At 73.0% G+C, this 22,124-nt stretch carries 25 protein-coding genes; 17 read left to right on the top strand and 8 right to left on the bottom strand.

Features of this window, described 5'->3' with window-relative positions; translation table 11 throughout:
- Window positions 1-28 precede the first annotated feature (28 nt).
- The 15 genes from AC5L30_RS12945 (at window position 29) to AC5L30_RS12875 (ending at window position 8,678) form a co-directional block, all read left to right on the top strand.
- Window positions 29-664, top strand: coding sequence for a hypothetical protein (locus AC5L30_RS12945; protein ID WP_494867389.1), 636 nt, complete (start codon window positions 29-31; stop codon window positions 662-664).
- Window positions 661-1,056, top strand: coding sequence for a phage holin family protein (locus AC5L30_RS12940; RefSeq protein WP_494867387.1), 396 nt, complete (start codon window positions 661-663; stop codon window positions 1,054-1,056). The genes AC5L30_RS12945 and AC5L30_RS12940 overlap by 4 nt, the downstream gene beginning before the upstream one ends.
- Before the next feature lie 22 nt (window positions 1,057-1,078).
- Entirely contained in the window at window positions 1,079-1,732 is a 654-nt protein-coding gene (locus AC5L30_RS12935; protein ID WP_494867385.1) for a DUF3618 domain-containing protein, read from the top strand.
- The gene (locus tag AC5L30_RS12930; protein WP_494867384.1) at window positions 1,701-2,597 is read left to right on the top strand and encodes a hypothetical protein; all 897 of its coding nucleotides are present in this window, start codon (window positions 1,701-1,703) and stop codon (window positions 2,595-2,597) included. Before AC5L30_RS12935 ends, AC5L30_RS12930 begins: the two co-directional genes overlap by 32 nt.
- Window positions 2,598-2,737: 140 nt before the next feature.
- Window positions 2,738-3,247 (top strand): GNAT family N-acetyltransferase, encoded by a 510-nt coding sequence (locus AC5L30_RS12925; RefSeq protein ID WP_494867382.1) that lies wholly within the window; start codon window positions 2,738-2,740, stop codon window positions 3,245-3,247.
- A gap of 277 nt (window positions 3,248-3,524) precedes the next feature.
- The gene (locus AC5L30_RS12920) at window positions 3,525-3,959 is read left to right on the top strand and encodes a hypothetical protein (RefSeq protein WP_494867381.1); all 435 of its coding nucleotides are present in this window, start codon (window positions 3,525-3,527) and stop codon (window positions 3,957-3,959) included.
- A 2-nt stretch (window positions 3,960-3,961) separates the two neighbouring features.
- Window positions 3,962-5,173: an SRPBCC family protein gene (locus AC5L30_RS12915; RefSeq protein ID WP_494867669.1), complete on the top strand. Its 1,212-nt coding sequence runs from the start codon at window positions 3,962-3,964 to the stop codon at window positions 5,171-5,173.
- On the top strand, window positions 5,170-5,547 hold the full coding sequence (gvpJ, locus tag AC5L30_RS12910; RefSeq protein ID WP_494867379.1) for a gas vesicle protein GvpJ: 378 nt from the start codon (window positions 5,170-5,172) through the stop codon (window positions 5,545-5,547). Before AC5L30_RS12915 ends, gvpJ begins: the two co-directional genes overlap by 4 nt.
- Window position 5,548: 1 nt before the next feature.
- On the top strand, window positions 5,549-6,304 hold the full coding sequence (locus tag AC5L30_RS12905; RefSeq protein ID WP_494867378.1) for a GvpL/GvpF family gas vesicle protein: 756 nt from the start codon (window positions 5,549-5,551) through the stop codon (window positions 6,302-6,304).
- A 3-nt stretch (window positions 6,305-6,307) separates the two neighbouring features.
- Window positions 6,308-6,625 carry a gas vesicle protein GvpG gene (locus AC5L30_RS12900; protein ID WP_494867377.1) on the top strand — a complete coding sequence of 106 codons (318 nt, stop codon included), beginning with the start codon at window positions 6,308-6,310 and terminating at the stop codon, window positions 6,623-6,625.
- Window positions 6,594-6,923: a gas vesicle protein GvpO gene (locus AC5L30_RS12895; protein WP_494867375.1), complete on the top strand. Its 330-nt coding sequence runs from the start codon at window positions 6,594-6,596 to the stop codon at window positions 6,921-6,923. The genes AC5L30_RS12900 and AC5L30_RS12895 overlap by 32 nt, the downstream gene beginning before the upstream one ends.
- 1 nt (window position 6,924) lies before the next feature.
- Window positions 6,925-7,308 (top strand): gas vesicle protein, encoded by a 384-nt coding sequence (locus tag AC5L30_RS12890; protein WP_494867374.1) that lies wholly within the window; start codon window positions 6,925-6,927, stop codon window positions 7,306-7,308.
- Window positions 7,292-8,119, top strand: a complete 828-nt coding sequence (locus AC5L30_RS12885) for a GvpL/GvpF family gas vesicle protein (RefSeq protein ID WP_494867372.1) — start codon at window positions 7,292-7,294, stop codon at window positions 8,117-8,119. Before AC5L30_RS12890 ends, AC5L30_RS12885 begins: the two co-directional genes overlap by 17 nt.
- A complete protein-coding gene (locus AC5L30_RS12880; RefSeq protein ID WP_494867371.1) occupies window positions 8,116-8,328 on the top strand; it encodes a gas vesicle protein in 213 nt (70 codons plus the stop codon). Before AC5L30_RS12885 ends, AC5L30_RS12880 begins: the two co-directional genes overlap by 4 nt.
- Window positions 8,325-8,678: a gas vesicle protein K gene (locus AC5L30_RS12875; protein WP_494867369.1), complete on the top strand. Its 354-nt coding sequence runs from the start codon at window positions 8,325-8,327 to the stop codon at window positions 8,676-8,678. The genes AC5L30_RS12880 and AC5L30_RS12875 overlap by 4 nt, the downstream gene beginning before the upstream one ends.
- A 52-nt stretch (window positions 8,679-8,730) precedes the next feature.
- On the opposite strand, the gene AC5L30_RS12870 is transcribed toward AC5L30_RS12875, so the two are convergent.
- The 8 genes from AC5L30_RS12870 to AC5L30_RS12835 all read right to left on the bottom strand — a co-directional run bounded on the left by AC5L30_RS12870 (window position 8,731) and on the right by AC5L30_RS12835 (window position 18,017).
- Window positions 8,731-9,663, bottom strand: coding sequence for an NHL repeat-containing protein (locus AC5L30_RS12870; RefSeq protein ID WP_494867368.1), 933 nt, complete (start codon window positions 9,661-9,663; stop codon window positions 8,731-8,733).
- Window positions 9,664-9,756: 93 nt separating this feature from the next.
- On the bottom strand, window positions 9,757-11,970 hold the full coding sequence (locus AC5L30_RS12865; protein ID WP_494867366.1) for an AAA family ATPase: 2,214 nt from the start codon (window positions 11,968-11,970) through the stop codon (window positions 9,757-9,759).
- Between the two features lie 36 nt (window positions 11,971-12,006).
- Entirely contained in the window at window positions 12,007-12,519 is a 513-nt protein-coding gene (locus AC5L30_RS12860) for a hypothetical protein (protein ID WP_494867365.1), read from the bottom strand.
- A gap of 38 nt (window positions 12,520-12,557) precedes the next feature.
- The gene (locus tag AC5L30_RS12855; RefSeq protein WP_494867363.1) at window positions 12,558-13,316 is read right to left on the bottom strand and encodes a GTP-binding protein; all 759 of its coding nucleotides are present in this window, start codon (window positions 13,314-13,316) and stop codon (window positions 12,558-12,560) included.
- Entirely contained in the window at window positions 13,294-13,782 is a 489-nt protein-coding gene (locus AC5L30_RS12850) for a DUF742 domain-containing protein (protein ID WP_494867362.1), read from the bottom strand. The genes AC5L30_RS12855 and AC5L30_RS12850 overlap by 23 nt, the downstream gene beginning before the upstream one ends.
- Window positions 13,779-14,252 carry a roadblock/LC7 domain-containing protein gene (locus AC5L30_RS12845; protein ID WP_357755716.1) on the bottom strand — a complete coding sequence of 158 codons (474 nt, stop codon included), beginning with the start codon at window positions 14,250-14,252 and terminating at the stop codon, window positions 13,779-13,781. Before AC5L30_RS12845 ends, AC5L30_RS12850 begins: the two co-directional genes overlap by 4 nt.
- Complete coding sequence (locus AC5L30_RS12840; protein ID WP_494867361.1) at window positions 14,249-16,852, bottom strand: nitrate- and nitrite sensing domain-containing protein; 2,604 nt, start codon at window positions 16,850-16,852, stop codon at window positions 14,249-14,251. Before AC5L30_RS12840 ends, AC5L30_RS12845 begins: the two co-directional genes overlap by 4 nt.
- Complete coding sequence (locus AC5L30_RS12835) at window positions 16,839-18,017, bottom strand: hypothetical protein (protein ID WP_494867360.1); 1,179 nt, start codon at window positions 18,015-18,017, stop codon at window positions 16,839-16,841. Before AC5L30_RS12835 ends, AC5L30_RS12840 begins: the two co-directional genes overlap by 14 nt.
- A gap of 371 nt (window positions 18,018-18,388) precedes the next feature.
- Here AC5L30_RS12835 and AC5L30_RS12830 point away from each other — a divergent pair, with 371 nt between their 5' ends.
- Together AC5L30_RS12830 and AC5L30_RS12825 are read left to right on the top strand one after the other, a co-directional pair.
- A complete protein-coding gene (locus tag AC5L30_RS12830) occupies window positions 18,389-21,253 on the top strand; it encodes an alpha/beta fold hydrolase (protein ID WP_494867359.1) in 2,865 nt (954 codons plus the stop codon).
- The gene (locus tag AC5L30_RS12825; RefSeq protein ID WP_494867357.1) at window positions 21,253-22,119 is read left to right on the top strand and encodes an ABC transporter permease; all 867 of its coding nucleotides are present in this window, start codon (window positions 21,253-21,255) and stop codon (window positions 22,117-22,119) included. The genes AC5L30_RS12830 and AC5L30_RS12825 overlap by 1 nt, the downstream gene beginning before the upstream one ends.
- The last annotated feature ends 5 nt before the right edge of the window (window positions 22,120-22,124 follow it).

The raw sequence follows: 22,124 nt of genomic DNA, 5'->3' as shown, positions 1-22,124 counted from the left end.
GACCTCGGGCTCAGGGAAGGAGCGGGGTATGACGGCAACGAACCAGAGCGGCAAAGGACAGCAGGCCCGACAGGAGGCCTCGCGGGTCGGCCAGCAGGCTGCGCAGGTCGGGGGTCAGGTCGCCCACACCGCCGCTGAGCAGGGCGGTCAGGTGGCCGCAGAGGCGCGGCGACAGGCCCAGCAGTTGACGGGTGAGGCGACTGGGCAGCTTCGGGAGCAGGCGCAGACGCAGCAGCGGCGGGCCGCTTCGGGCCTGCGCGACCTGGGTCAGAACCTCAGTTCGATGGCCGAGCGGGACGGCGATTCCGGGATGGCCGGTCACGTGGTACGCAAGGCGGCCGACGCCGCCCAGCAGGCCGCCGGCTGGCTCGACGAGCGTGAACCGGGCGAGGTGCTCGACGAGGTCCGCACGTACGCGCGGCGCCATCCGGCGACGTTCCTCGCGGGCGCGGCGGTGGCCGGGCTGCTGGTCGGGCGGCTCACCCGTGGCCTGACCTCGCCGGCCTCGGGCAACGGCCAGGGTGGCAACGCCGGTGCTCCGTCACCTGCGCAGGGCGCACCGGCGGACGCCGGTCAGCAGCCGTACGTGGGGACGGCGCGGGCACAGAACCTCGCGCCCGCCGGTGAACCGGCACGTGACCTGCCCGGCGGGGTGGCACCGTGAGCGCCCCGGAGAAGGAACGGACCCAGGCCTCGGTCGGCGAGCTGATCGGCGATGTGACCCGGGACATGTCCACCCTGGTGCGCAAGGAGGTCGAGCTGGCCAAGGCCGAGTTGCGCGAGGAGGTCAGCCAGGCGGGCAAGGCCGGCGGCATGTTCGGCGGTGCCGCGCTGGCCGGGTTCTTGGCGGTGCTCTTCGTGTCGTACGCCCTCTGGTGGGGGCTGTCCAACACGATGGACCAGGGATGGGCGGCGCTGATCGTCGCGGTCCTCTGGGCTGCCGCGGCCGGTGGTCTCTTCATCAACGCCCGGACCCAGCTGAAGCGGGCTCGTGCGGTGCTGCCCCGGACGAAGCAGACTGCCCGGGAGCTGCCGGACGCCCTGCGGGGTCGGTGAACGAGTCGGGAGGGAACAGGTCATGTCCAGTGATCCGGATCAGATCCGGCGGGAGATCGAGACCACCCGCAACGAGTTGAGCAGTGACGTCGACGCGCTGACCGACAAGGTCAACCCGCGTCGGATCGCCGGTGAGCGCGTCGGGCAGGCGCGCGGGGCGTTCACCCGAGCGAAGGAGAAGGTGATGGGCAGCTCGAGTCATATGGGGCAAGAGGCCAGCCAGCGGATGTCGCACATGGCAGGCTCGGTTCGTGACGAGACCCGATCGCTCGGGCACCAGTCTCGGGAAACCATGGGCTCGGTGCGGGACGAGGCGCGCTCACTCGGGCAGCAGACCCGGGAGCAGGCTCAGGGCAACCCGATGGCCGCCGGCCTGGTCGCCTTCGGAGTCGGTCTGCTGGCCGCCTCCCTGATCCCGCCGAGCGGACGTGAGCGGCAACTCGCCGGACGAGCGCGGAGCATGGCGAGTGAGCACTCCGATCAGCTGCGCGAGCAGGCGAGCCAGGTTGGCCACCAGATGCAGGACAACCTGCGGGAGCCTGCGCAGCAGGCGGCGCAGTCGGTCCGGTCCAGCGCCCAGCAGGGCGTGTCCGCGGTACGGGACCAGGGCCGTTCGGCAGCCGGTCAGGTGCAGGGAGAGACGCATGCGGCCGTCGACGACCTTCGACAGCGCTGACCCGATCGGTGTGCCGGGGCCGGCGCCGGTGATGCGGGTAAGCTCCGCGTCCGCGCCGGCCCCGGACCGGCCGGTCAACGAGGACCTGGTCTTCCGGTTCGGCCCGCTGGTCGGTGTCCTGGACGGCGCGACGGTGCCGGACGGCTTCGACACCGGCTGCGTACACGGGCCCGAGTGGTACGTCCGGCACCTGGCGGCCCGGATCGGCGTCGCCGAGGCCGTACGCCCGGCCGCCCGGCTGACCAGCAACCTGGCCGCAGCCATCCTCGCGGTGCGCGCCGACCACGGCGGGCAGTGCGACCTCGACCATCCGGGCACCCCGTCCAGCACGGTCTGCCTCCTGCGGGACTGCGGCGACCAGGTGGACTACCTGGTGCTCTGCGACAGCCCGCTGGTCCTCGACGCCGGCGGGCAGGTCAGCGTGGTCACCGACAACCGGTTGGACGCGGCGATGGCGGAGCTGCGGGAGACCGTTGCCATCGTGCCGGGCGGTTCGGCGGACCCGGTCACCCGGTTCCGGCACGCCGTGAGCGTCCAGCGCGAGCGGATGAACCGCACCCACGGCTACTGGGTGGCGGCTTCCGACCCGGACGCGGCCTTCCACGCCGTGACCGGGACCGCGCCCCGGCACGGTCCTGGGGCGTTACGGCGGGCGGCGCTGCTCAGTGACGGTGCGTCCAGCGCGGTGGAGCAGTTCGCGCTGACCGACTGGTCTGGTCTGCTGGATCTGCTGAGCGCGGACGGTCCCGGCGCGTTGATCGACCGGGTGCGGGACGCCGAGCGCGACCACCCCGATCGACTGCGCCGGCACAAGTCCACCGACGACGCGTCGGTGGTGTTCTGCGAGTTCGGGTCAGCGGTTTGAGCGTTCGACACCCGGTCGGGTGACAACAGAGCGTGATGTGGAACACCCGGGCCGCCCGACCGGCCGGTACCGGTGTCCGGACCGCCAGTGGATGGCCAATGGGGTGGACTTCGGCCGATGAGGGCGGCAGACTGCGGCACGTGGCGGGTGCGGTCCGGCTGGAGCCGGTGGACGAGCGGAACCTGGAGCCGTTGCTCTCCGTAGCGGCTGCGGAGGCGGAACCCGGTGACGTCATGCCCCCGGTCGAGGCGCCCGCCGGCTGGTCGCTCGCCCGCCGTGAGGCGTTCCGCGAATTCCACCGGGCGAGCTTCGGCGGGCTGGACGGCCCGACCCGTTCGCAGATGTACGCCATCATCGTCGGTGGCGAGGTGCTGGGCATGGTGCGGATGACCCGCTGTGACGAGCCGCGCACGGTGGAGGCCGGGATGTGGCTCGGCCGCTCGGCGCGCGGGCAGGGGATCGGCGCGGCCGCCCTGCGCGAGCTGCTGAATGCTGCCGCCGGGGTCGGCATGCGAGCGGTGGTCGCCGAGACGACCCCGGACAACATCGGCGCGATCACCGTACTCGAAAAATGCGGTGCGAAACTGCGCGAGGATGACGGCAAGGTGCATGCCGAAATATGCCTCGATTCGACGCTTCCCGCTCTCTGAGGGCCACTGTAACGTTTCGCCCTGCCCGCATTCTCCCTGCTCATAGCCCTCAAGAAGTCCGATCTGAGTCTTCCTGTGCCGGATTTCCGAATGCCTTTCCCTCGACGTCCATGGAATTTGTCGTAGCGGTTTCGGAGTAATGCTGCCGGGTACTGCCCGCCGGGTCCGCAGATACGGGACGTCTGATCGAGGGCATGGATGGCGCTTTTCCCCGGTAGCCCTTTTCCGGCCCGTACCGGACAGGCGTCCGGACCCACCGGGGAGCGAGGGAGACCTGATGAAGACCGGAACACGAATCGGGCTGGCGGTGGGCTTCGGCTACCTGCTGGGCCGTCGCCGCAAGTTGCGTACGGCGCTGACCCTGGTCGCGGCCGTCGCCGCCGGCCGGGCGAGCCGGGACCCGGGCGGTCTGCTCAAGCGGGGCACCGATGCGTTGCAGTCGTCCCCCCAACTGGGCAACCTGGGTCGACTCGGTGGGCCGTTGGTCCACGCCGGTCGAGCCGCCGCGAACGCCGCTGCCGGCAGCGGCATAGACGCGCTCACCGGGCGGCTGCGCGACTCCGCGGACACCCTGCGCCGCCGCTCGGGCGGTCAGGGCGGTGCGGCCAGCCGGAGCGGCCCCGACGACCACGGTGCTGGCGGGGACGGCGACCGCGGCGCGACCAACGACGACCGCGGCGAGGCTACGGCCGAGCAACGGCGGGGGCGGTGACCATGGCGGCCAACCCGGCAGGACTCGGTGACAAGCTGCGCGGCCAGCTGGCCGACGAGGTCCGCAACCTGGCCGGTGCGATCGGCGATCGTGCGGCGAGCGTGGTGACCGAGCGGATCACCGGTGCGACAGGGCGGCTCAGCGAGTACGCGCGTCAGGGTGGCGGGCCCGGTCTGATCGCCGCCGCCACCGGCGCGCAGAAGCTGGCCGAGGGCGGGTCGCCAATGAAAGCGATGCTGCACGCCGGTGTGGCCGGCGGTAAGGAGAAGGTGATGTCGGCTCTTGGCCGCGCGGGCGGCAAGGGCGGTAAGGGCGGCGGCAAGAAGAAGGTCACCAATATCGTCGAGACGATCGAGGTCGGTGTGCCGGTACGGGCCGCGTACAACCAGTGGACGCAGTTCGGCGATTTTCCTAGCTTCATGAAGAAGGTCGAGCAGGCCGAGAACGACTCGGACGAGAAGATGACCTGGAAGGCTCAGGTCTTCTGGTCGCACCGGACGTGGGAGTCGACCATCGTCCGTCAGGTGCCGGACAAGCTCATCCACTGGCGGTCGAAGGGCGAGAAGGGCTCGGTCGACGGCACCGTCAGCTTCCACGAGGTCACCCCGGACCTGACCCGCATCCTGGTGGTGCTGGAGTACCACCCGCAGGGGCTCTTCGAGCACACCGGCAACCTGTGGCGCGCCCAGGGCCGACGGGTGCGGCTGGAGTTGAAGCACTTCGTCCGGCACGTCATGACCGAGGTGGCGCTCGACCCGGACCAGGTCGAGGGCTGGCGCGGCGAGATCCGTGACTCCCAGGTGGTCAAGGACCACGAGACCGGCCTGCGCGAGGAGCGCGAGCAGCGCGAGCGGGGACAGGAGCAGCGCGGCGGGGCGCCGGCCGGCCCGGAGGACGACGAGTTCGCCGAGGATCAGCCGGCCGAGGAAGAGCCGCGCCGCCGGCCCGGCGGGCGACTGCGCCAGCGTCCGCAACGGCGACCGGTCGAGCCGGAGTACGACGAGGAGTACGAGGCATACGAGGACGGCTACGACGAGGGGTACGCGGACGAACCCGACGAGGAGCCTCCGCCGCCGCCCCGACGTCGTGCGCCGGAGCGGGCCCGCCGGCCCCAGCCCCGCGAGGAGCCGCAGCGACCCCGTCCTCCTGTCCGACGTGGACCCGAGCCGCCGCGCCGGCCCGTGGTGCGCCGCCGCCGCGAGGAGGACGAGTGACGCTGGCCGCCGGCGATGCCGCCGCCGGGGGAGCCCTGGAACGCGTGGGCTCCGCCGGCGGGCTCGCCGACGTGGTGGAGACGGTGCTCGACAAGGGCGTGGTGATCGACGCGCAGGTGACCGTCGGGGTCGTCGGCATCCCCCTGGTGGAGATCAACGCCCGGGTGGTGGTGGCGAGCATCGAGACGTACCTGCGGTTCGCCGAGGCGGTCGACCGGCTCGACCTCGACCCGGGCGAAGGACTGGGCGACGGGCTGGGCGGTCTTGTCGGTGGCGTCACCGGCGCGGTTCGAGACGTGACCGGTTCCGTTCGGGACGTCACCGGCTCGGTCAGGGACGCCACCGGCAGTGTGCGGGACCTCGGGAGGGGCTGACATGGCAGGGGAGACGGGACTCTTCGTCTACGGGCTGGTGCCGGCGGACGTGGAGGCGACGCCCGACGCGGCCGGGGTCGGCGAGCCGCCCGGCGAGGTGACGGTGGTCCGGCACGGCGACCTCGGGGCTCTGGTCAGCGAGGTGCCGTTGGATACGCCGCTGGGGCGGTCAGCCGACCTTCGGGCGTACCAGGAACTGCTCGACGGGACAGCGGTCGTGGCGCCGGTCCTGCCGGTGCGGTTCGGCACCGTGGTCACCGGCCCGGACGCGGTGCTCGACCTGCTGCGGCCGCACCACGACCGGTTCGCCGCCGCGCTGGCCGAGTTCGAGGGCCGGGTGCAGTACGTCGTGCACGGGCGCTTCGAGGAGCGGGCGTTGCTGCGCGGCATCCTCGACGAGAACCCGGCAGCCGCCGGACTCGCCGAGCAGGTGCGTGGTCGGGCCGAGACGGCCACCCGTGAGCCGCGAATCCGGCTCGGGGAGTTGATCAGTCAGGCGGTGGAGCTGCGCCGTGAGGCGGAAAATCGGAGGCTGCTCGACGTATCGGCCGAGTACGTCGTCTCCACGCAACTGCGCCCGCCCAGTCACGAGATGGACGCCGCCCACGCGGCCCTGCTGGTGGACACCGACCGCGAGGCCGCCCTGGTGGACGCGCTGGAGGAGTACGCGCAGGACCGGCGGGGCCTGCTGACGTTGCGGCTGCTCGGGCCGTTCGCCCCGTACGACTTCGTCGCCGCGCACCAGCTGGCGGGGTGACCAGTGGACCTGCTCTGGGCGCTGCTGACCCTGCCGTACGCGCCGGTGCGCGGGCTGACCGCGGTGGTCGGGGTGATCGCCCGGGAAGCCGAGTCGCGGCAGCGGAACCCGGTCAACGTCCGGCGCGAGTTGGAGGAGTTGGACGCTGCCGTGGAGGCCGGCGAACTCGGCGCCGAGGAACGCGACCGGGCGGAGCAGCGGGTGCTGGACCGGCTGACCGGGGGCGCCGACCGGGCCGAGCGAGCACGCCCGCCTCGCCGTGGCCCGGCACGCGAGGGAGGAGTGCGCCATGACCGACGACGCCCGGGCCCGGCGGCGTGACCCGGCCGCTGCGGGATACCCCGACGACGAGTACGTGGAGCCGGTGTCGGCGGCCGAGGCGGCCCGGGCTGGGCTGCGGCAACTGGTCGAGCTGACCGGCCGCGAGTCATCCGTCACCACGTCGTTGGAGGCCACCGAGGACGGCTGGCTGGTCGGGGTGGAGGTCGTGGAGGCGCGCCGGATTCCCAACTCCACCGACCTGCTCGGCCTGTACGAAGTGGAGCTGGACATCGAGGGGAACCTGCTCGGCTATCGACGGGTGCGGCGCTACCAACGTGGGAAGGGCGAGGTGGGCTGAGATGACCGCTGCACAGCCACCGTCGGTGGTGCAGAACTCCGGCCAGGTCCTGCCCGCCGGCCACGAGCCGGCCAACCTGGGCGACATCCTGGAGCGGGTGCTCGACCGGGGCATCGTCATCGCCGGCGACATCCGGGTCAGCCTGCTCGACATCGAGCTGCTGACACTGAAGCTGCGTCTGGTGATCGCGTCGGTCGACACCGCGCGCCAGATCGGAATCGACTGGTGGGAGCACGACCCGTGGCTCAGCTCCCGGGCTCGTCCCCCGGTTGAGCCGGGTCCTCGTGACCCGGAGCAGGTCGAAGCGGAGCGGCGGCCCCGGGTAGCGGCTCGGGCCCGACGCCGTGACGCCGAAGTGGAGGAGTGGAATGAGTTCGACGGCTGAGGTGACCGCCGACCGGCCCGCCCCGGCCGCCGGGGCCTGGCTGCACGGCGTGGTCCGGGACGCCGAGCCGGCGACGCTGGCAGCGATCGGCGGGATGGACGGCGGACCGGTCCGCGCGGTGTCCGCCGCCGGACTCGTCGCCGTGGTCAGCACCGCGCCGCTGGACGAGTACGGCGAGCAGCCACTACGCCGCAACCTGGAGGATCTGGCCTGGCTGGAGCGGACGGCCCGGGCACACCATGCGGTGGTCGAGGCGCTGGCCCGGCGAGGTCCGGTGGTGCCGGCCCGGCTCGCCACCGTGCACACCGACGACGAGCGGGTGGCCGGCTCGCTCATCGACCGTCGCGCCGAGTTGATCGCCGCCCTGGACCGGCTGACCGGTCGTGGCGAGTGGGGCGTCAAGGGCTACCTGGTCGGGGAAGCGGCCACCGTCAGCGCCGAGACGGGCGAGGGCGGCGGAGTGGGGACGGCTTATCTGCGGCGCCGACGTGCCCAGTTGACCGCCCGGCAGGAACGCCAGCAGGCGACGAGCGCGGCTGCGGACGCGGTGCACAGCGCCCTGTGCGAGTTGGCCGTGGCGGGCCGGCGGCACGCGCCGCAGGATCGCCGGCTCTCCGGTGCGTCCACCCCGATGGTGCTCAACGGGGCGTACCTGGTCGACGTCGGGGCGATGTCCCGCTTCACCGAACTGGTCGGCTCGTTGGGCGCTCGGCATCCGGGTCTCCAACTGGAGTTGACCGGCCCGTGGCCGGCGTACTCCTTCGTCGCGGAACGGCCGGAGCCCGCGCTCACCGTACGGGAGTCGGGGTGACCACCTCGCTCGCGCCGAACAGCGCTGACGATCCGCTCGCGTACCGGCCGGTCGCCCTGGTCGACCTGCTTGACCGGGTGCTCGCCACCGGTGTGGTGATCAGCGGTGACATCACGCTGTCCATCGCCGAGGTGGACCTGGTCCGGATCTCGCTGCGCGCGCTGGTCGCCTCGGTCGGCGCGCTGGCCCCGCCGCAGGACGCCGGATGACCGGACGGGACGAGGCGGCGGAGCTGGCCGCGGCGCTGGGCGTGGGGTCGTGGCAGCCGCCCCGGGTCACCCCGCTGGACCGCCGGATCGCCGTGGACCGGGACTCGGTCGAGCGGGGCCTGGCGAGCCTGGTGCTGACCGTCGTCGAACTGCTGCGGCAGCTCATGGAGCGGCAGGCGCTGCGCCGGGTGGATCTCGGTGACCTCACCGAGGAGCAGGTGGAGCGCATCGGGGTGACGCTGATGGCCCTGGAGGAGCAGATGACCGGCCTACGCGAACACTTCGGGCTGGCGCCGGAGGACCTGAACCTGGACCTCGGGCCGCTCGGTCCGCTCCTCCCCACGGACTGACCCGAGTTGACCGGCGGCGACCCGGGGAGGGGGCCGCCGCCGACCGCCCGGGTCAGGCCGGGAGCCGGACGATGTCGTAGTCGGTGCTGGGCGTCGGTTCCACGTCGAACCGGCCGTTCACCACGTACAACGCCGAGCCGAGCAGGTCGCCGGTGGCCGGCGACCGTAGCTGCGGGCCGGTGATCTCCCGCTGCACCACGCCGGCGGTGAAGCCGGCGTTCATCCGGACCACCGCGACGACGTTGGTCAGGTTGCGGATCACGTGCAGGGTGCGCCCGCGCAGCACCAGCCCGTCGGCCCGGTCCACGGAGTAGCCGCCCAGGTCGAAGAGGCTGCTGGCGCCGGTATGCGGGTCGACGCGTACGAGTCGACCGGTCAGCATCTGCGCGACCAGCAGCTCACCGTCCGGCAACGCCACGATCCCGTTGTTGAACGCGTCCGGCGTCGCGCCCGGGCCGGCCAGTGGCAGCACCCGGAAGGCGTCGGGTGCCGGCAGTCGACCAGCCGGGCCCAACGGCACCACGTACAGCACCGGCCGGGTGGAGTCGGTGAAGTAGATCGCCCGCTTGGTGATCACCAGGTCGTTGACCAGGCTGTTGGGGTCGGTGGTGAACTGGTAGTGGGCCAGCCGGGCGCCGGTGCCCGGGTCATACACGCTGGCCCCGCCGCCGGAGAAGTCGGCGGTCCAGAGCCGGCCCTGCGGGTCGAGTTCGATGCCCGCCTTGGCGGTGCCCGGTGTGCCGGGGATCAGCACCGAGCCGCGTCCGGTGCGTAAGTCACCCCGCCACACCGCACCATCCAGGACGGAGCCCACGTAGACGGTGGTGCCCCGACCGATCGTCAACCCTTCCGGGGTGAACCCGTTCGGCAGCGCGATCCGGGCCGGGAACGGCTTCGCCGGATGAGCCGCTGCCGGTGCGCCGACCGAGACCAGGGTCGCCGCCGCCACGAGAGGGACGAGGAGGAGAGAGAGCCGCTTGCGCAAGGAACACCACCTGACGTCGCAGTGGATGACTCCACTGAGGAATGTGACGTACTAGGAACGTCCCGGGCGCGACGAAAGGTTGTGCTGGTCTGATCACCCGCGGTTGGCGGCGTACGCGGCCAGGGCGGCGACCTGGGCCGGATCCAGCGACGGGCGTACCCGGGCCCGTGCCGTCGACACGTGCTCGGCGGTGACCGTGGCGGCGGCGAGCGACTCCCGCATCGCGGCCAGTGCCGCCTCGCGGACCAGCGCCGCGCAGTCCGCGGCGGAGAAGCCGGTCAGCTCGTCGCCGAGCGCGGACAGGTCGACGTCCGGCGCCAACGGCACCGGCCGGGACGCGGCCCGCAGGATCTCCGCGCGGGCCGGCCCGTCCGGCGGTGGCACGTACACCAGCCGCTCCAACCGGCCCGGCCGCAGCAGCGCCGGGTCAACCAGGTCCGGGCGGTTCGTCGCGCCGACCACCACCACGTTGCGCAGCGTCTCCACCCCGTCCAACTCGGTGAGCAGGGCGGCGACCACCCGGTCCGTGGTGCCGCCGTCGGTGGCCTGCCCGCGTACCGGCGCCAACGCGTCCACCTCGTCCAGGAAGATCAGGCTGGGGGCCGCCTCCCGGGCCCGACGGAACAGTTCGCGGACCGCGCGTTCACTCTCACCGACCCACTTGGAGAGCAGTTCGGCGCCCTTGACCGACAGCACGTTGGCCCGCCCCGACCCGGCCAGCGCGGTGACCAGGTAGGTCTTGCCGCAGCCCGGCGGCCCGTAGAGCAGCACGCCGCGCGGTGGCTGCACGCCGAGCCGGGCGAAGGTGTCCGGGTAGGTCAGCGGCCACAGCACCGACTCGGTCAGCGTCTGCTTGACCTCGTCCAGCCCACCCACGTCGTCCAGGGTCACCGAGGCCAACTCCAGGGTGGATGCCGCCATCGTGGTGGGCCGGACCACCTCCCGGGCGGCGGTGAAGTCGGCCATCGACACCGTCGGCGTCTCGGCGGACTTCTGTCGCAGCGCGGCGCGTACCCCGGCCTCCCGGACCAGTGCGGCCAGGTCCGCCGCGACGAACCCGGGGGTACGCGCGGCCACCTCGTCCAACCGGACGTCGTCGGCCAGCGGCACCTGCCGGGTCAGCACAGTGAGCTGCTCGCGGCGCAACGCCTGATCCGGGAGCGGGACGCTGATCCGCAGCGACAGCAGGTCGGGCGCGCGCAGCGCGGAATCGACCGCCTCCGGCCGGCCGGTGGTGCAGACCACGGCGACGCCGGCGCGGACGCTCTCCGCGAGCACCTGACGGAACACCGTCGCCACCGGGCCAGGATCGTCCGCGGGTGCGAGCGCCTCGACGTCGGTGACCAGCAGTACCGCCGGGCCGCCGGCTCGGGCCGCTGTCGCCGCCGCACGCAACCGCTCGGCCGCGGCCTGACTGGCCAGCGCCGCCACCTCCGGTGCCCAGAGCGGGTGCACGCGGGCACCCACCCGGGCGGCCACAGCCCGCACCAGCGCCGACTTCCCGGAGCCCGCCGGGCCGACGAGCAACACCCCCAACGAGATGGTGGTGCCGAGCCGGCCCAACACCTCCCGGTGGTGGAAGCCGAGGTCCAGCAGCTCGGTCAGCTCCTCCGCCTGGGCCCGCAGCCCGGGCAGCTCGTCCACGTCGGGCGCGTCCTCGTCCGGAAGCGCGTCGGCGCCCGCACCCGGCCGGGTCGGCGGGGTGCCGGCCGGGGCGGGCCCGCCGTGGGTCGTCGCACCGTGCTCCCAGGCGACCGATGTGCCCATGGTGACCAGCGCGCCGGCCGTCGGCTCCACCGTGACCACGGTGAGCAGGGTGCTGGTCCAGGCGAAACCGACCGTGTTGGCGAGGCTGCGTCGGGCCGCCTCGACCAGGCTGCGGGCCGAGGCGTCCGGCAGCACGTCCTGCGGCAGCAGCGACACGTCATCCCCGGCGGTGAGCACCTTGCCCAGCAGGGCGAGCCGGAGCATCTCCGGGCTGACCGCCGCCACGACCCCCACCGGCCCGGCCAGGACGATTCGGCTCGCCGGAACCAACGGCACCGGGCTCACCCGCACCTGACCGCCGTCGCGCAGACCCAGGTTGCCCAACGTCAGGTCGTCGGCGTACAGCAGGGCGCTACTCGCGCCCGGCCCGGCCGCCGCCGCGATCCCGGCCGTCTCCCGGCGGCCGACAAGGCGGACCGGGTCGCCGGGGCGTAGTCCCAAGGCGGTCAGCGCCTCCGGGTGCAGGCGCACGATGCCCCGTCGGGCGTCCAGCGCCGCGGGCCGCAGGCTCGCCGTCAGGGTCAGGTCGGGTTGCGCCACTGCCCGACCGTAGCCGTCAGCGGCCAGCCCTGTCGGTCAGCGCCGCGGATCCAGTTCGTCCAACAGCGTCGGGTCGCGGCGGATCAGCTCGGCCAACCGGGCCGCCGGGTCCGGGGTGAACCCGTCCGGGCCGGGCGCCCAGGCGGGCACCGTCCGGCCGGAGAGCGGCCAGGCGGGCGGGGGTTCCACCGGGGTCGGCGGGGGCACCGGGCCGACCGCGACGGTCGGACCGTCCCAGCAGACCCGCATCGGGTACGTCCGTCCGGCGTGCTCCACGTGCACGGTCACCGCCAGTCCGGGGTACGCCCCGACGACCTGGCGGACCACCTCGGCCACCTCCTCGACCGGCCCCCATCCGGCCACGTCGCTCGGGGCCTCCGCCCCCGCGTGCCGCGGGTCGTGCCGGCCCGACCGGGCATTGCAGGTGTCGCTGCCGTGGCCGGGCGGGCTCGACGGCGCGGTGGTGTCGTCACGGTCGGTGGCCCGACGCCGCGACGCCTCCTCACGTCGGGCCAGCCGGGCCAGCGTCTCGTCCAGGTCGCCCCTCACCTGATCACCTCTTCCCGCCACGGCCGGAGCTGGTCGGCTCAGGCCTTTCTGTCCCGGGTAGCGCGGTCCAGCGCGCGGTCCAGGACGACCAGTAGGGCGTCCCGCACCGAGAGCCGGTCGCGGGCATCGAACTGCACCAGGGGTACATGATCGCCGATGGCCAGCGCCCAGCGGATCTCGCCGAGCTCCAGGGCCAGCCGCCCGTCGAAGGCGTTGACCCCGACGACGAACGGCAACCCGGCCCGCTCGAAGAAGTCGACGGCCGGGAAACAGTCGTCCAACCGGGCGCTGTCCACCACCACCAGCGCGCCGAGCGCGCCCCGGGCCAGGTCGTCCCACATGAAGCCGAACCGGGTCTGCCCCGGCGTGCCGAACAGGTAGAGCTTCAGACTGCGGTCGATCGTCACGCAGCCGAAATCCATCGCCACCGTGGTGGTGGTCTTGGTGGACCGGGCACCCGGGTCGTCCACGCCGATCCCGGCGGTGGTCATCTCGGCCTCGGTGGTCAGCGGCGCGATCTCGGAGATCGCACCCACGGTGGTGGTCTTGCCCACCCCGAACCCACCAGCCACCAGGATCTTGACCGGGATCGGTGGTGCGGCCGGCTTACCGGCCGGCGGCGACGCCGACCCCGTGCCGGACGGGGGCCGGTACGGCGGCGGCGCGGTCGGCGGTGGGCCGGCCCGCCCGACTATCGGCCCGGTCCCCGAGGACATGCCGTAACGGGCGGCGGCGCTGTTCGCGGCGACCCCGCCGAGCGGGGCGACCGGCCATTCAGGAGATCGCACGGAGTCCATCAATCACTCGCAGGATGAGATCGGGGTCGACAGCGTCGTCGGTGTCGGTGACGTGCACGTCCAGGTGCCCGGCGGCGCGCAGGTCGCCGACCAGGACCCGCGTCACGCCGAAGTGCAGCCGGGCGCGGGCCGAGATCTCGGCCACCGAGATCGGCTCGGCGCAGAGCGCGATGATCGTCTGAAGTTCCGGTGCCAGCAGGGCACCGGGTGAGCCGGCCCACCAGCCGCTGTCCATCCGGGCGGTCACCTGGGTCTCCAGCCCGATCGCCGGGTCGGCGCCCGCCACCCGCCCGGAGGTGAGCACGAACGGACGGGGACCAGCCGGCTGGCCCCCGTCCGGCTCCGGCTCGGAGAGCGCCGGTGTCGCCGCCGCGCCGTCCCCTGTCGCGGGTGGCGTGCGCAGGTACGGGCGGATCCGAACCTTGGGTTCCGGATCCGGATCCTCGCCGGCGACGTCGGGGGTCACTGCTGAACGGCGTTCTTCAACTCGACGATCAGCCGCGGGGTCAGGGCGCCACCGGCCCGCCCGGCGAAGAGCGTCATCTCGTACGCGACCGTGCCCAGGTTCGCCGAACGGTCGGCGACCACCCCGAGCACGGAACCACTGCTGATCGCGCTGATCAGCAGGTAGCCGTCGGCCATGTCGACGATCACCCGGTTCAGGCCGCCGAGCGCGTACCAACTGGCGGCCCCACCGGCGAGGCTGGTCATCCCGGACACGACGGCGGCCAACCGTTCCGCGTTGGACCGGTCCTTGATCGCCGACATGGCCATCAGCAGACCGTCCGAGGAGACCGCGATCGCCTCCAGGACCCCGGCCGTGCTGGAGGTGAAGGAGTCCAGCAGCCAGTTGAACGTACGGGCCTCCGGGCTGAGGTCCCCAGTGGCGCTGGGCTGACTCTGGTCGACGTTTTCGTGCAGGAAGGGGCTGGTCACCGTGATGATCCTTCTTCGTTCCGGTGGTCGGGGCTGACTTCGCGGAGAGCGCGGGCGACGCCCGCCTCGAACTCGTTGATGAGATCGCGGACCTCGGCCGGGTCGCCGAGATGGATGCTCAGCGGTTGGCAGGCCGGGATGGCGGTGAGGTTCGCCCCCGGTACCCGTCGGCTCAACCGGGGCCGCTCCGGTGCGGCATCGGCCGAGCCGCCACCACGCGGCACCGTGGGGCCGGCGCCTCCCGGCGTGCTGGGCAGGTCGACGGTCGTGCCCGGGTCGACCACTCCCGCGCCGGCGCTGGCCGTTCGCGCCGAGGCCCCGTCGAGGCTCGGCGCCACGTGCAGCTCGGCGCGGCGTACCCCGGCCTGGAAAGCCTCGACCAGCGCGCGGGCGGCGGCGGGGTCCGCGCCGGTGGCGTCCACCGGCCGGGTCGTGGCGGCGGTGGCGTGCAGCGTGGCCCCGGGCACCCGTTGCCGCACCCGTGGCCCGGCCGGCTTGCCCGCCGGTTCCGGGCTCGGCGGTTCGGGAGCGGCCTGCTCCGGCTGGCCCTGACCGAACGCGTTCCAGGACGGGCCGGCGTCCAGGCTGCGGGTGGCCCGGCTGAGCAGGTCCGAGTCGAAGCGGGCCGGCACGGCGACGGCCACCGCACGGGACTGCGCGTCCTGCTCGGGGTCGAACGTCGGCGTCGTACGCCGATCCCGGGCCGGCACCGCGGCGCGGGCCACGGCGGCCCCGGCGCGGTCGGCGCGGCGCAGCACCAGCGACGCCGACGGGATCTCCAGCTGTGCGGTCACCCCACCGCCGCCGGTGGCGGCCAGGGCAACCTGCCAGCCGTGCCGACGGGCCAACCGGCCCACCACGAAGAGACCGAGCACCTCGGTCGGGGCCAGGTCGAGCCGTTCCCGGCGGGTGAACCGGGCGTTCTCCTCAGCCAGCCGTTGCTCACTCATGCCGATGCCGTGGTCCACCACGGTGATCCGCGCGCCGAGGCCGGACGTCTCGGCGGCCACCAGCACCCGGGTGTGCGGCGGGGAGAAGACGGTGGCGTTCTCCATCAGCTCGGCCAGCGCCAGGACGAGGTCACCGACGACGGCCGGCGCGGCGGAGATGCCCGCCGGCACCTGCACCTCCACCCGGGTGTAGTCCTCGATCTCACCGAGCGCCAACCGGACCACGTCGGCCAGCGGCACCGGCGCGGTGTGCGCGTCGGCTCCGGCCGAGCCGGAGAGCACCACCAGGCTGCCGGCGTTGCGCCGCAACCGGCTGGAGATGTGGTCGAGCCGGTACAGGTGTTCCAGGCGGCCGGGGTCGGCCTCCTGCTGCTCCAGCCGGTCGATCAGCGCGATCTGCCGACCCACCAGGTTCTGCGTACGCCGCCCGACGTGGCCGAACATCTGCGCCACGTTGCGCCGGCCGGCGACCTGCCGCTCGACCAGCTGAGCCGCCGTGTTCTGCACCCGGTCGAAGGCCCGCGCCAGGTCGCCGATCTCGTCGTTGGCGCGGATGTCCACCGGCTCCAGCCGGACCGCTTGGGGTCTCTCGGTCTCGTCGTCGGTGACCCGGACCAGCTCCGCCTCGGCGACCCGGGCGACCCGGTCGGCCGAGCGGGTGAGTCGGGTCAGCGGTCGGGCCACCGTCCGCGCCACCGCCACGCTGAGCAGCACCACCAGCGTCAGGATCAACGCCGTCGCGGCACCGACCAGGTACGCGGCGGTCAGTGCGCGCCTCTGCTCGGCCGTCACCTCGGCGAGCACGTCGGCGATCAGCTTCTTCTCGACGAACTGACCGAGCCGGATCATCGTGCGGACGGCCGGGAAGAGCGCCTCCATCGGCACGTCGCGGACCGCGGCGGCCGGATCCCCGGCGCTTCTGACCAGGAAGTCGGGGCTGGTACGCGCGGCCACGGCGGCATCGTTGAGCTGGGCCACCGTGAGCTGCTCGGGTGTGATCAGGCTGCGGAAGCGGGAGTTGTCGACCATGAGCGCGGCGATGCACGCCACGTACCCGGCGGTGGTGTCCGGGGTGCCGATCGCCTTGACCAGCAGGCTCAGGGTGGCGCAGGTGCCCAGGCCCTCGTCGGCGCGGAGCAGCCCGTCGAGGGCGAGCACCTGACGGCCCGGCAACGTGTCGGTGTCCACCCCGACCACCAGCCGCAGTGACTCGATGATTCCCTTGTTGACCGGACCGAACGCGTCCATCACCTGACCCGGGTTGGCGACCCGGGCCAGGACGGCGGTCCGCAGGTCGATGAGGCTGGACACCCCGTCGAGGGCGCTGTCGATCTGGTCGGTCAGCGCGTCGCTCCGCGCCGCCCGGAGGTCGGCCACCCGGTCGTCCACGTCGGCGGACTTGCGGACCAGTTCACTTCGCTCGATGCGGCCGAGCAGGAAGCCGACGGAGAGGATGCGCTCCTGCTGGAGGTCCTGGACCAGGCTGCCGACCCGGCTGGCGAGCCGTACCCGTTCGGCGGTGTCGCCGGCCCGCTGCGCCGCGGCGACCCGGTCGAGCATCACCGGCACGGCCAGGCCGACCATGCTGAGCAGCGGAATCACCACGAGCAGTGCGAGCTTGCCGCGGATCCGGAGCCTACCGAGCAGCATCGAATGCTCCCCACTGTGTGGTCTCCGGGTCACGGGTCGCACCGATCGGTTGCAGCGCACGCGGCTCGTCGGCCGGCGGTTGCCAGGGGTCGCGGTGCGGTGAGGCGTCCGGGCCCTCCGCGTGGGTCGCGGCCAGGGCGGCCCGACGCTGTGCCCGGCGACCGGCGGCGATCAGCAACGCGGCGAGCCAGCTCAGCAACAGGGCAGCGACGCCCCCCGCCCCCGCGGTGAGCCAGCGGTCCCGGTCGAGCCGGTCGATGCGCTCGCCCAGCAGATCGTCCAACTCGGTGAGAATGACCGGCTGAAGTTGGCGGGCCGAGCGGTGCGAGTTGAGCGCGGCGGCGTTCAGTTGGCCCGGGTTGACCACGCCGGTGTCCTTGCCCGGCACGGAGTACGCGGCGAGCGCCTCCACCGAACGCTGGTAGGTGTCCAGGGGGGTCAGCACGCTGGCACCGAGGTCGGTGCTCTCCGAACCGTCCACGGCCGAGCGCAGGTTGTCGACGAGGTCGGCGGCGGGTGTCAGGGCGGACACCCGCAGGCCGGTCAGTTCCATCAGGCCGCGCGGTTGCTCGGCGGCCGGCCGGCGGGAGACCAGCGTGCCCAGGTCGGCGAGCCGGCCGGCGCCGACCACCGCCTCGGGCAGTTCCTGGCCGGCGCTGTCCTGGAGGAAAAACGAGTCCGCCTCCGGGTCGCGGACCAGCCCGGAGCTCTCCCGGACCTTCCGGTGCAGGGCCAGCAGCAGATCGGCGACCTCGCTGTACGCGGTGTAGGCGGCCTCGGGGTCGGCGGCGCCCCGGCCACGCAGCGCCTCCAGCTTGGCCCGTACGCCGGCCCAGCGTTCCTGGCTGAGCAGTTCCGCGCCGATGCGGGCGTCCACCGCGGCGGCCTCCTCGACCGCTCCGTTCAACGCCTCCCGGGCGACGGGGCGGCCGTTGACGGCGTTGGACTGAGCCTCCACGAGGGCGTCGGTGACCGCCGCCAGAGCGGTGAGGTACTGCACGCCGAGCCGTTCCCGGACGGCAAGTTCCCGGTCGTCGGTGGTCTGCCGCCAGTTCGACGTGACGAGCAGGCCCAACGGCGCCAACAGCGCTCCGATGAGCAGCAGGGGCAGCAGCCGGCCCAGCGTGGACGGCCGTCGACGGGCCCGCGGCGCGGGGACTGTCATGTGTGTCTCCTCGGCGTGGGGCGCGGATCGGCGCGGCGTCGGGCTGGCCGACAAGTCCCGTGCACCGGACCGGAAAACTAATCGAACCCTCGCCTGGTCAGACCTCACTCGGCGAGTCAGGTTCGCGTCAGTTCGAGCCATGTCACCATTTGTCCGCGTTACCGCCACGCTCTGTGTCATCTGTGGGTGTGACATGGAGGGATCGAGGTGGATATCTGCGGAAGATCGGAATTCACAGAATCCGAACTCAACTCGCTGTGCCGCGTCGGACGTTGCGCGCTCGCACCCCGCTCCGCACCGATCGGGGCAACCGGACGAACGTACGGCGGATCTCAGCCAACGCTCAGGCTGCGGGCCGTACCGTGTGCCGCATGACATCGCCGTCGCCGGCCACGTGGTTCCGGCGTGCCCTGCCCACCCGCCGCCGGGCGACCGCCGCCGCGGTGGTCGTCGTGCTGTTAGCCGCCGCCGTGACCTGGGCGGTGTGGCCACAGGGACCGGGCGTACGCACCGAGAGCGCGATGCTCACCGTCCGTTCCGGACCATCCGGCGACCAGCCGGTGAACCTGGACACCACCCTCTACCTGCCGGACGACGCCTCGTCCGGTCGGAAGGTGCCGGCGGTGCTGCTGGCGCACGGGTTCGGCGGCACGAAGGAGTCGGTGCGCTCCGACGCGGAGGAGTTCGCCGGGCGCGGCTACGCGGTGCTCACCTGGACCGCGCGGGGTTTCGGCCGCAGCGGCGGCGAGATCCACCTGGACAACCCGGACTACGAGGTACGCGACGCTGAGCGTCTGCTGGACTGGCTGGCCGCTCGGCCGGAGGTGCGCACCGACGCTGCCGGCGACCCGAAGGTCGGTGTGGTCGGCGGCTCGTACGGCGGTGGGCTGGCGTTGCTGCTGGCCGCCCAGGACCGTCGGGTCGACGCGATCGTGCCCATGATCACGTGGAACGACCTGTCCCGCGCGTTCCTGCCGGAGAGCACCGGCGCAGCGCCGACCGAGGGCGTGTTCAAGAAGGGCTGGGCCGGCCTTTTCTTCGGTGGCGGCGGCAACGTGGGCTCCGGCCCGGCCGGGCTCTCCGGCGGGACCGCCGCCCAGCCGCAGGGCGCACCGGCGTCGGCCGGCCCGCCCAGCCCCGGACCGGGCGCCGGCCCGGGCACCGGCCCCGGTGGTGCCCCGACCGGTGCCGCCGATCCGTCCTGCGGTCGGTTCGCCGCCGACGTGTGCGCCGCCTATCTGCGGATCGCCACCAGTGGCCGCGCCGACCAGGCCGCCGTGGACCTGCTGCGCCGCTCCAGCCCGGCCGGCGTGTTGGACCGGATCAAGGCACCCACCCTGCTGGTGCAGGGCGAGGCGGACACCCTCTTTCCGCTCGGTGAGGCGGACGCGAACGCGCGCGGCATCGCCGCCACCGGCACCCCGGTCCGGGTCGCCTGGTTCACCGGCGGGCATGACGGTGGCAGCGGACCCCGTTCGGACGAAGACCGGGTGAAGTTCCTGACCGTCCAGTGGCTCGACCACTACGTCAAGGGCGAGGGCGACGCGCCCGGCGACGACTTCACCTGGTCGCGGATCGCCGGCTTCGACGCGCTCGACCGGGGTCTCGTCGCCACCGGTTTCCGCCGCGCCGACTACCCGGGCCTGGCCGGCAACGCCCGCCGGGAGGTGACGGTCGCCGGTCCGGCGCAGCCGATCGCGAACCCGCCGAACGGCAATCCAGCCGCCATCTCCTCCATCCCGTTCGCGGGCGGGCTCGCCTCGCTGCTGGACGGGGTGGCCGGCGACGTACCCGGTCAGCACGCCCGGTTCGAGTCGGCCCCGCTGACCGAGGCGGTGGACGTGGCCGGTGCGCCCACCGTCACCGTGCGAGCCGCGTCGCCGACCGGCGAGGCGGTGCTCTTCGTCAAGCTCTACGACGTCGACCCGGACGGCGCGGCCACCCTGCCGAACGGCCTGGTCGCCCCGATCCGGCTCACCGGCCTGCCGCGGCAGGTGCAGGACGCCCGCCCGGTCACCGTGACGTTGCCGGGGATCGTCCGCCGGGTGGAGGCCGGGCATCGGCTGCGGCTGGTGGTGGCCACCTCCGACCAGGCGTACACCACGCCCGCCGAGCCGACCGTCTACACGGTGGCCGCGGACGGCGCGGTCAGCCTGCCCACGGTCAGCGGCGAGCCGATCCCCACCGCGGCGACGATCTGGCGCTGGGTGCTCGCCGGCCTGCTCGCCGCCATCGTGCTCGGGCTCGTCGTGGTCGTCGCGCTGGTCCGCCGCCGGCACCGCCGCCAGGACCGGTCGGTGCATCCGGAGTACGCGGACACCCCGCTGGCCGTGCGCTCACTGCGCAAGGAGTACGCGGACGGCTTCGTCGCGGTGTCGAACGTGGACTTCGAGGTGCACCCTGGTCAGGTCGTGGGTCTGCTCGGGCCGAACGGTGCCGGTAAGACCACCACCCTGCGGGTGCTGATGGGGCTGACCCAGCCGACCGCCGGGGAGATCTACGTCTTCGGTCGTCGGCTGGTGCCCGGCTCGCCGGTGCTGTCCCGGATCGGGGCGCTGGTGGAGGGGCCGGGTTTCCTGCCGCACCTGTCGGGTCTGGACAATCTCAAGGCGTACTGGCGGGCCACCGGGCGGCCGTGGGAGGACGCGCAGTTCGACGCGGCGCTGGAGATCGCCGGGCTGGGTGACTCCGTGCACCGGAGGATCAAGAACTACAGCCACGGGATGCGGCAGCGCCTCGCCATCGCCCAGGCCATGCTCGGCCTCCCCGAACTGCTGGTGTTGGACGAGCCGACCGACGGGCTCGACCCGCCGCAGATCGCCGAGATGCGCCGGGTGCTCCAGCGGTACGCCACGGACGGCCGAGCGGTGCTGGTCTCCAGCCACCTGCTGGCCGAGGTGGAGCAGACGTGCACGCACGCGGTGGTGGTGAACAAGGGCCGGATCGTGGCGTCCGGGCCGGTGGAGGAGATCGTGGGCGAGTCGCCGAGCGTGCTCTTCGACGTCACCGACCCGGTGGCGGCGCGGGCGGTGCTGGACCGGCTGCACGGGGTTCGGGTGTTGCCGGAGAGCGACGGCCAACTGGTGGTCGACACCAACGGCACGGCCCGCAGCGAGGTGGTGGCGGAGCTGGTGCGCGCCGGCATCGGGGTGGACCGGGTGGTGCCTCGGCGGCGCCTGGAGGACGCGTTCCTCGCCCTGGTGGGCGAGAACTCTCGGGGAAGCGGTGACCGGTGATGGTTGTTACTGACGCGGGTGAGGCCCGTGGCTACCGGCCGTCGGCCACCATGCCGTTCGTGGCGGAGTTTCGTCGGCAGGCGTCCCGGCGGCGGACCCAGTTGGCGCTCGGATTCATGGTGTTGCTGCCGCTGATCATCCTGATCGCGTTCCAGTTCGATTCCGGCGGTGACGACGACAACGGTCGTAACGAGTTCGCCAGCCTGGTCGAGCTGGCCACCTCCGGCGGGCTCAACTTCACCCTTTTCTCGATCTTCGTGTCGGCGTCGTTCCTGCTGGTGGTGGTCGTCGCGCTGTTCTGCGGCGACACGGTGGCCAGCGAGGCGAGCTGGGGCAGCCTGCGGTATCTGCTGGCGGTCCCGGTGCCCCGGGCGCGGTTGCTGACGGTGAAGCTGATGGTCGCGCTCGCGTACTCGGGGCTGGCCCTGCTGCTGTTGGCCGGCACCGCGTTGCTGGCCGGAACCCTGCGCTACGGCTGGTCACCGCTGCGCAGCACGGTCGCCGCCGAGCTGGAACCCACCGAGGGGCTGCTCCGGTTGCTGGCCGTGCTGGGCTACCTGGCGGTCGTACTGCTGGTGGTGGCCGGTCTGGCGTTCCTGCTGTCGGTGACCACGGACGCCGCGCTGGGCGCGGTGGGTGGTGCCGTGCTGCTCTGGATCCTGTCCAGCATCCTGGACCAGATCACCGCCCTGGGCGCGCTGCGCGACTTCCTGCCCACCCACTTCAGCACCGCCTGGCTGGGTCTGCTCTCGACTCCGGTGCAGACCGACGATGTGGTGCGCGGCTGCATCTCGGCGATCAGCTACGCGACGCTGTTCTGGGGGTTGGCGTTCTGGCGCTTCACCCGCAAGGACATCACGTCGTAGCGGGC

It is taken from the genome of Micromonospora sp. BQ32 (genome assembly GCF_059358895.1).
This window is presented reverse-complemented; position numbering and strand designations above follow the sequence as displayed.

Excerpts from the sequence above, each read along its gene's own strand:
- AC5L30_RS12825 (WP_494867357.1), top strand. The coding sequence starts at position 21,253 with ATGGTTGTTACTGACGCGGGTGAGGCCCGTGGCTACCGGCCGTCGGCC.
- AC5L30_RS12855 (WP_494867363.1), bottom strand. The coding sequence starts at position 13,316 with ATGGACTCCGTGCGATCTCCTGAATGGCCGGTCGCCCCGCTCGGCGGG.
- AC5L30_RS12915 (WP_494867669.1), top strand. The coding sequence starts at position 3,962 with ATGGCGGCCAACCCGGCAGGACTCGGTGACAAGCTGCGCGGCCAGCTG.
- AC5L30_RS12945 (WP_494867389.1), top strand. The coding sequence starts at position 29 with ATGACGGCAACGAACCAGAGCGGCAAAGGACAGCAGGCCCGACAGGAG.
- AC5L30_RS12895 (WP_494867375.1), top strand. The coding sequence starts at position 6,594 with ATGACCGACGACGCCCGGGCCCGGCGGCGTGACCCGGCCGCTGCGGGA.
- AC5L30_RS12905 (WP_494867378.1), top strand. The coding sequence starts at position 5,549 with ATGGCAGGGGAGACGGGACTCTTCGTCTACGGGCTGGTGCCGGCGGAC.
- AC5L30_RS12835 (WP_494867360.1), bottom strand. The coding sequence starts at position 18,017 with ATGACAGTCCCCGCGCCGCGGGCCCGTCGACGGCCGTCCACGCTGGGC.
- AC5L30_RS12830 (WP_494867359.1), top strand. The coding sequence starts at position 18,389 with ATGACATCGCCGTCGCCGGCCACGTGGTTCCGGCGTGCCCTGCCCACC.
- AC5L30_RS12920 (WP_494867381.1), top strand. The coding sequence starts at position 3,525 with ATGAAGACCGGAACACGAATCGGGCTGGCGGTGGGCTTCGGCTACCTG.
- AC5L30_RS12890 (WP_494867374.1), top strand. The coding sequence starts at position 6,925 with ATGACCGCTGCACAGCCACCGTCGGTGGTGCAGAACTCCGGCCAGGTC.
- AC5L30_RS12875 (WP_494867369.1), top strand. The coding sequence starts at position 8,325 with ATGACCGGACGGGACGAGGCGGCGGAGCTGGCCGCGGCGCTGGGCGTG.
- AC5L30_RS12840 (WP_494867361.1), bottom strand. The coding sequence starts at position 16,852 with ATGCTGCTCGGTAGGCTCCGGATCCGCGGCAAGCTCGCACTGCTCGTG.
- AC5L30_RS12885 (WP_494867372.1), top strand. The coding sequence starts at position 7,292 with ATGAGTTCGACGGCTGAGGTGACCGCCGACCGGCCCGCCCCGGCCGCC.
- AC5L30_RS12935 (WP_494867385.1), top strand. The coding sequence starts at position 1,079 with ATGTCCAGTGATCCGGATCAGATCCGGCGGGAGATCGAGACCACCCGC.
- AC5L30_RS12930 (WP_494867384.1), top strand. The coding sequence starts at position 1,701 with ATGCGGCCGTCGACGACCTTCGACAGCGCTGACCCGATCGGTGTGCCG.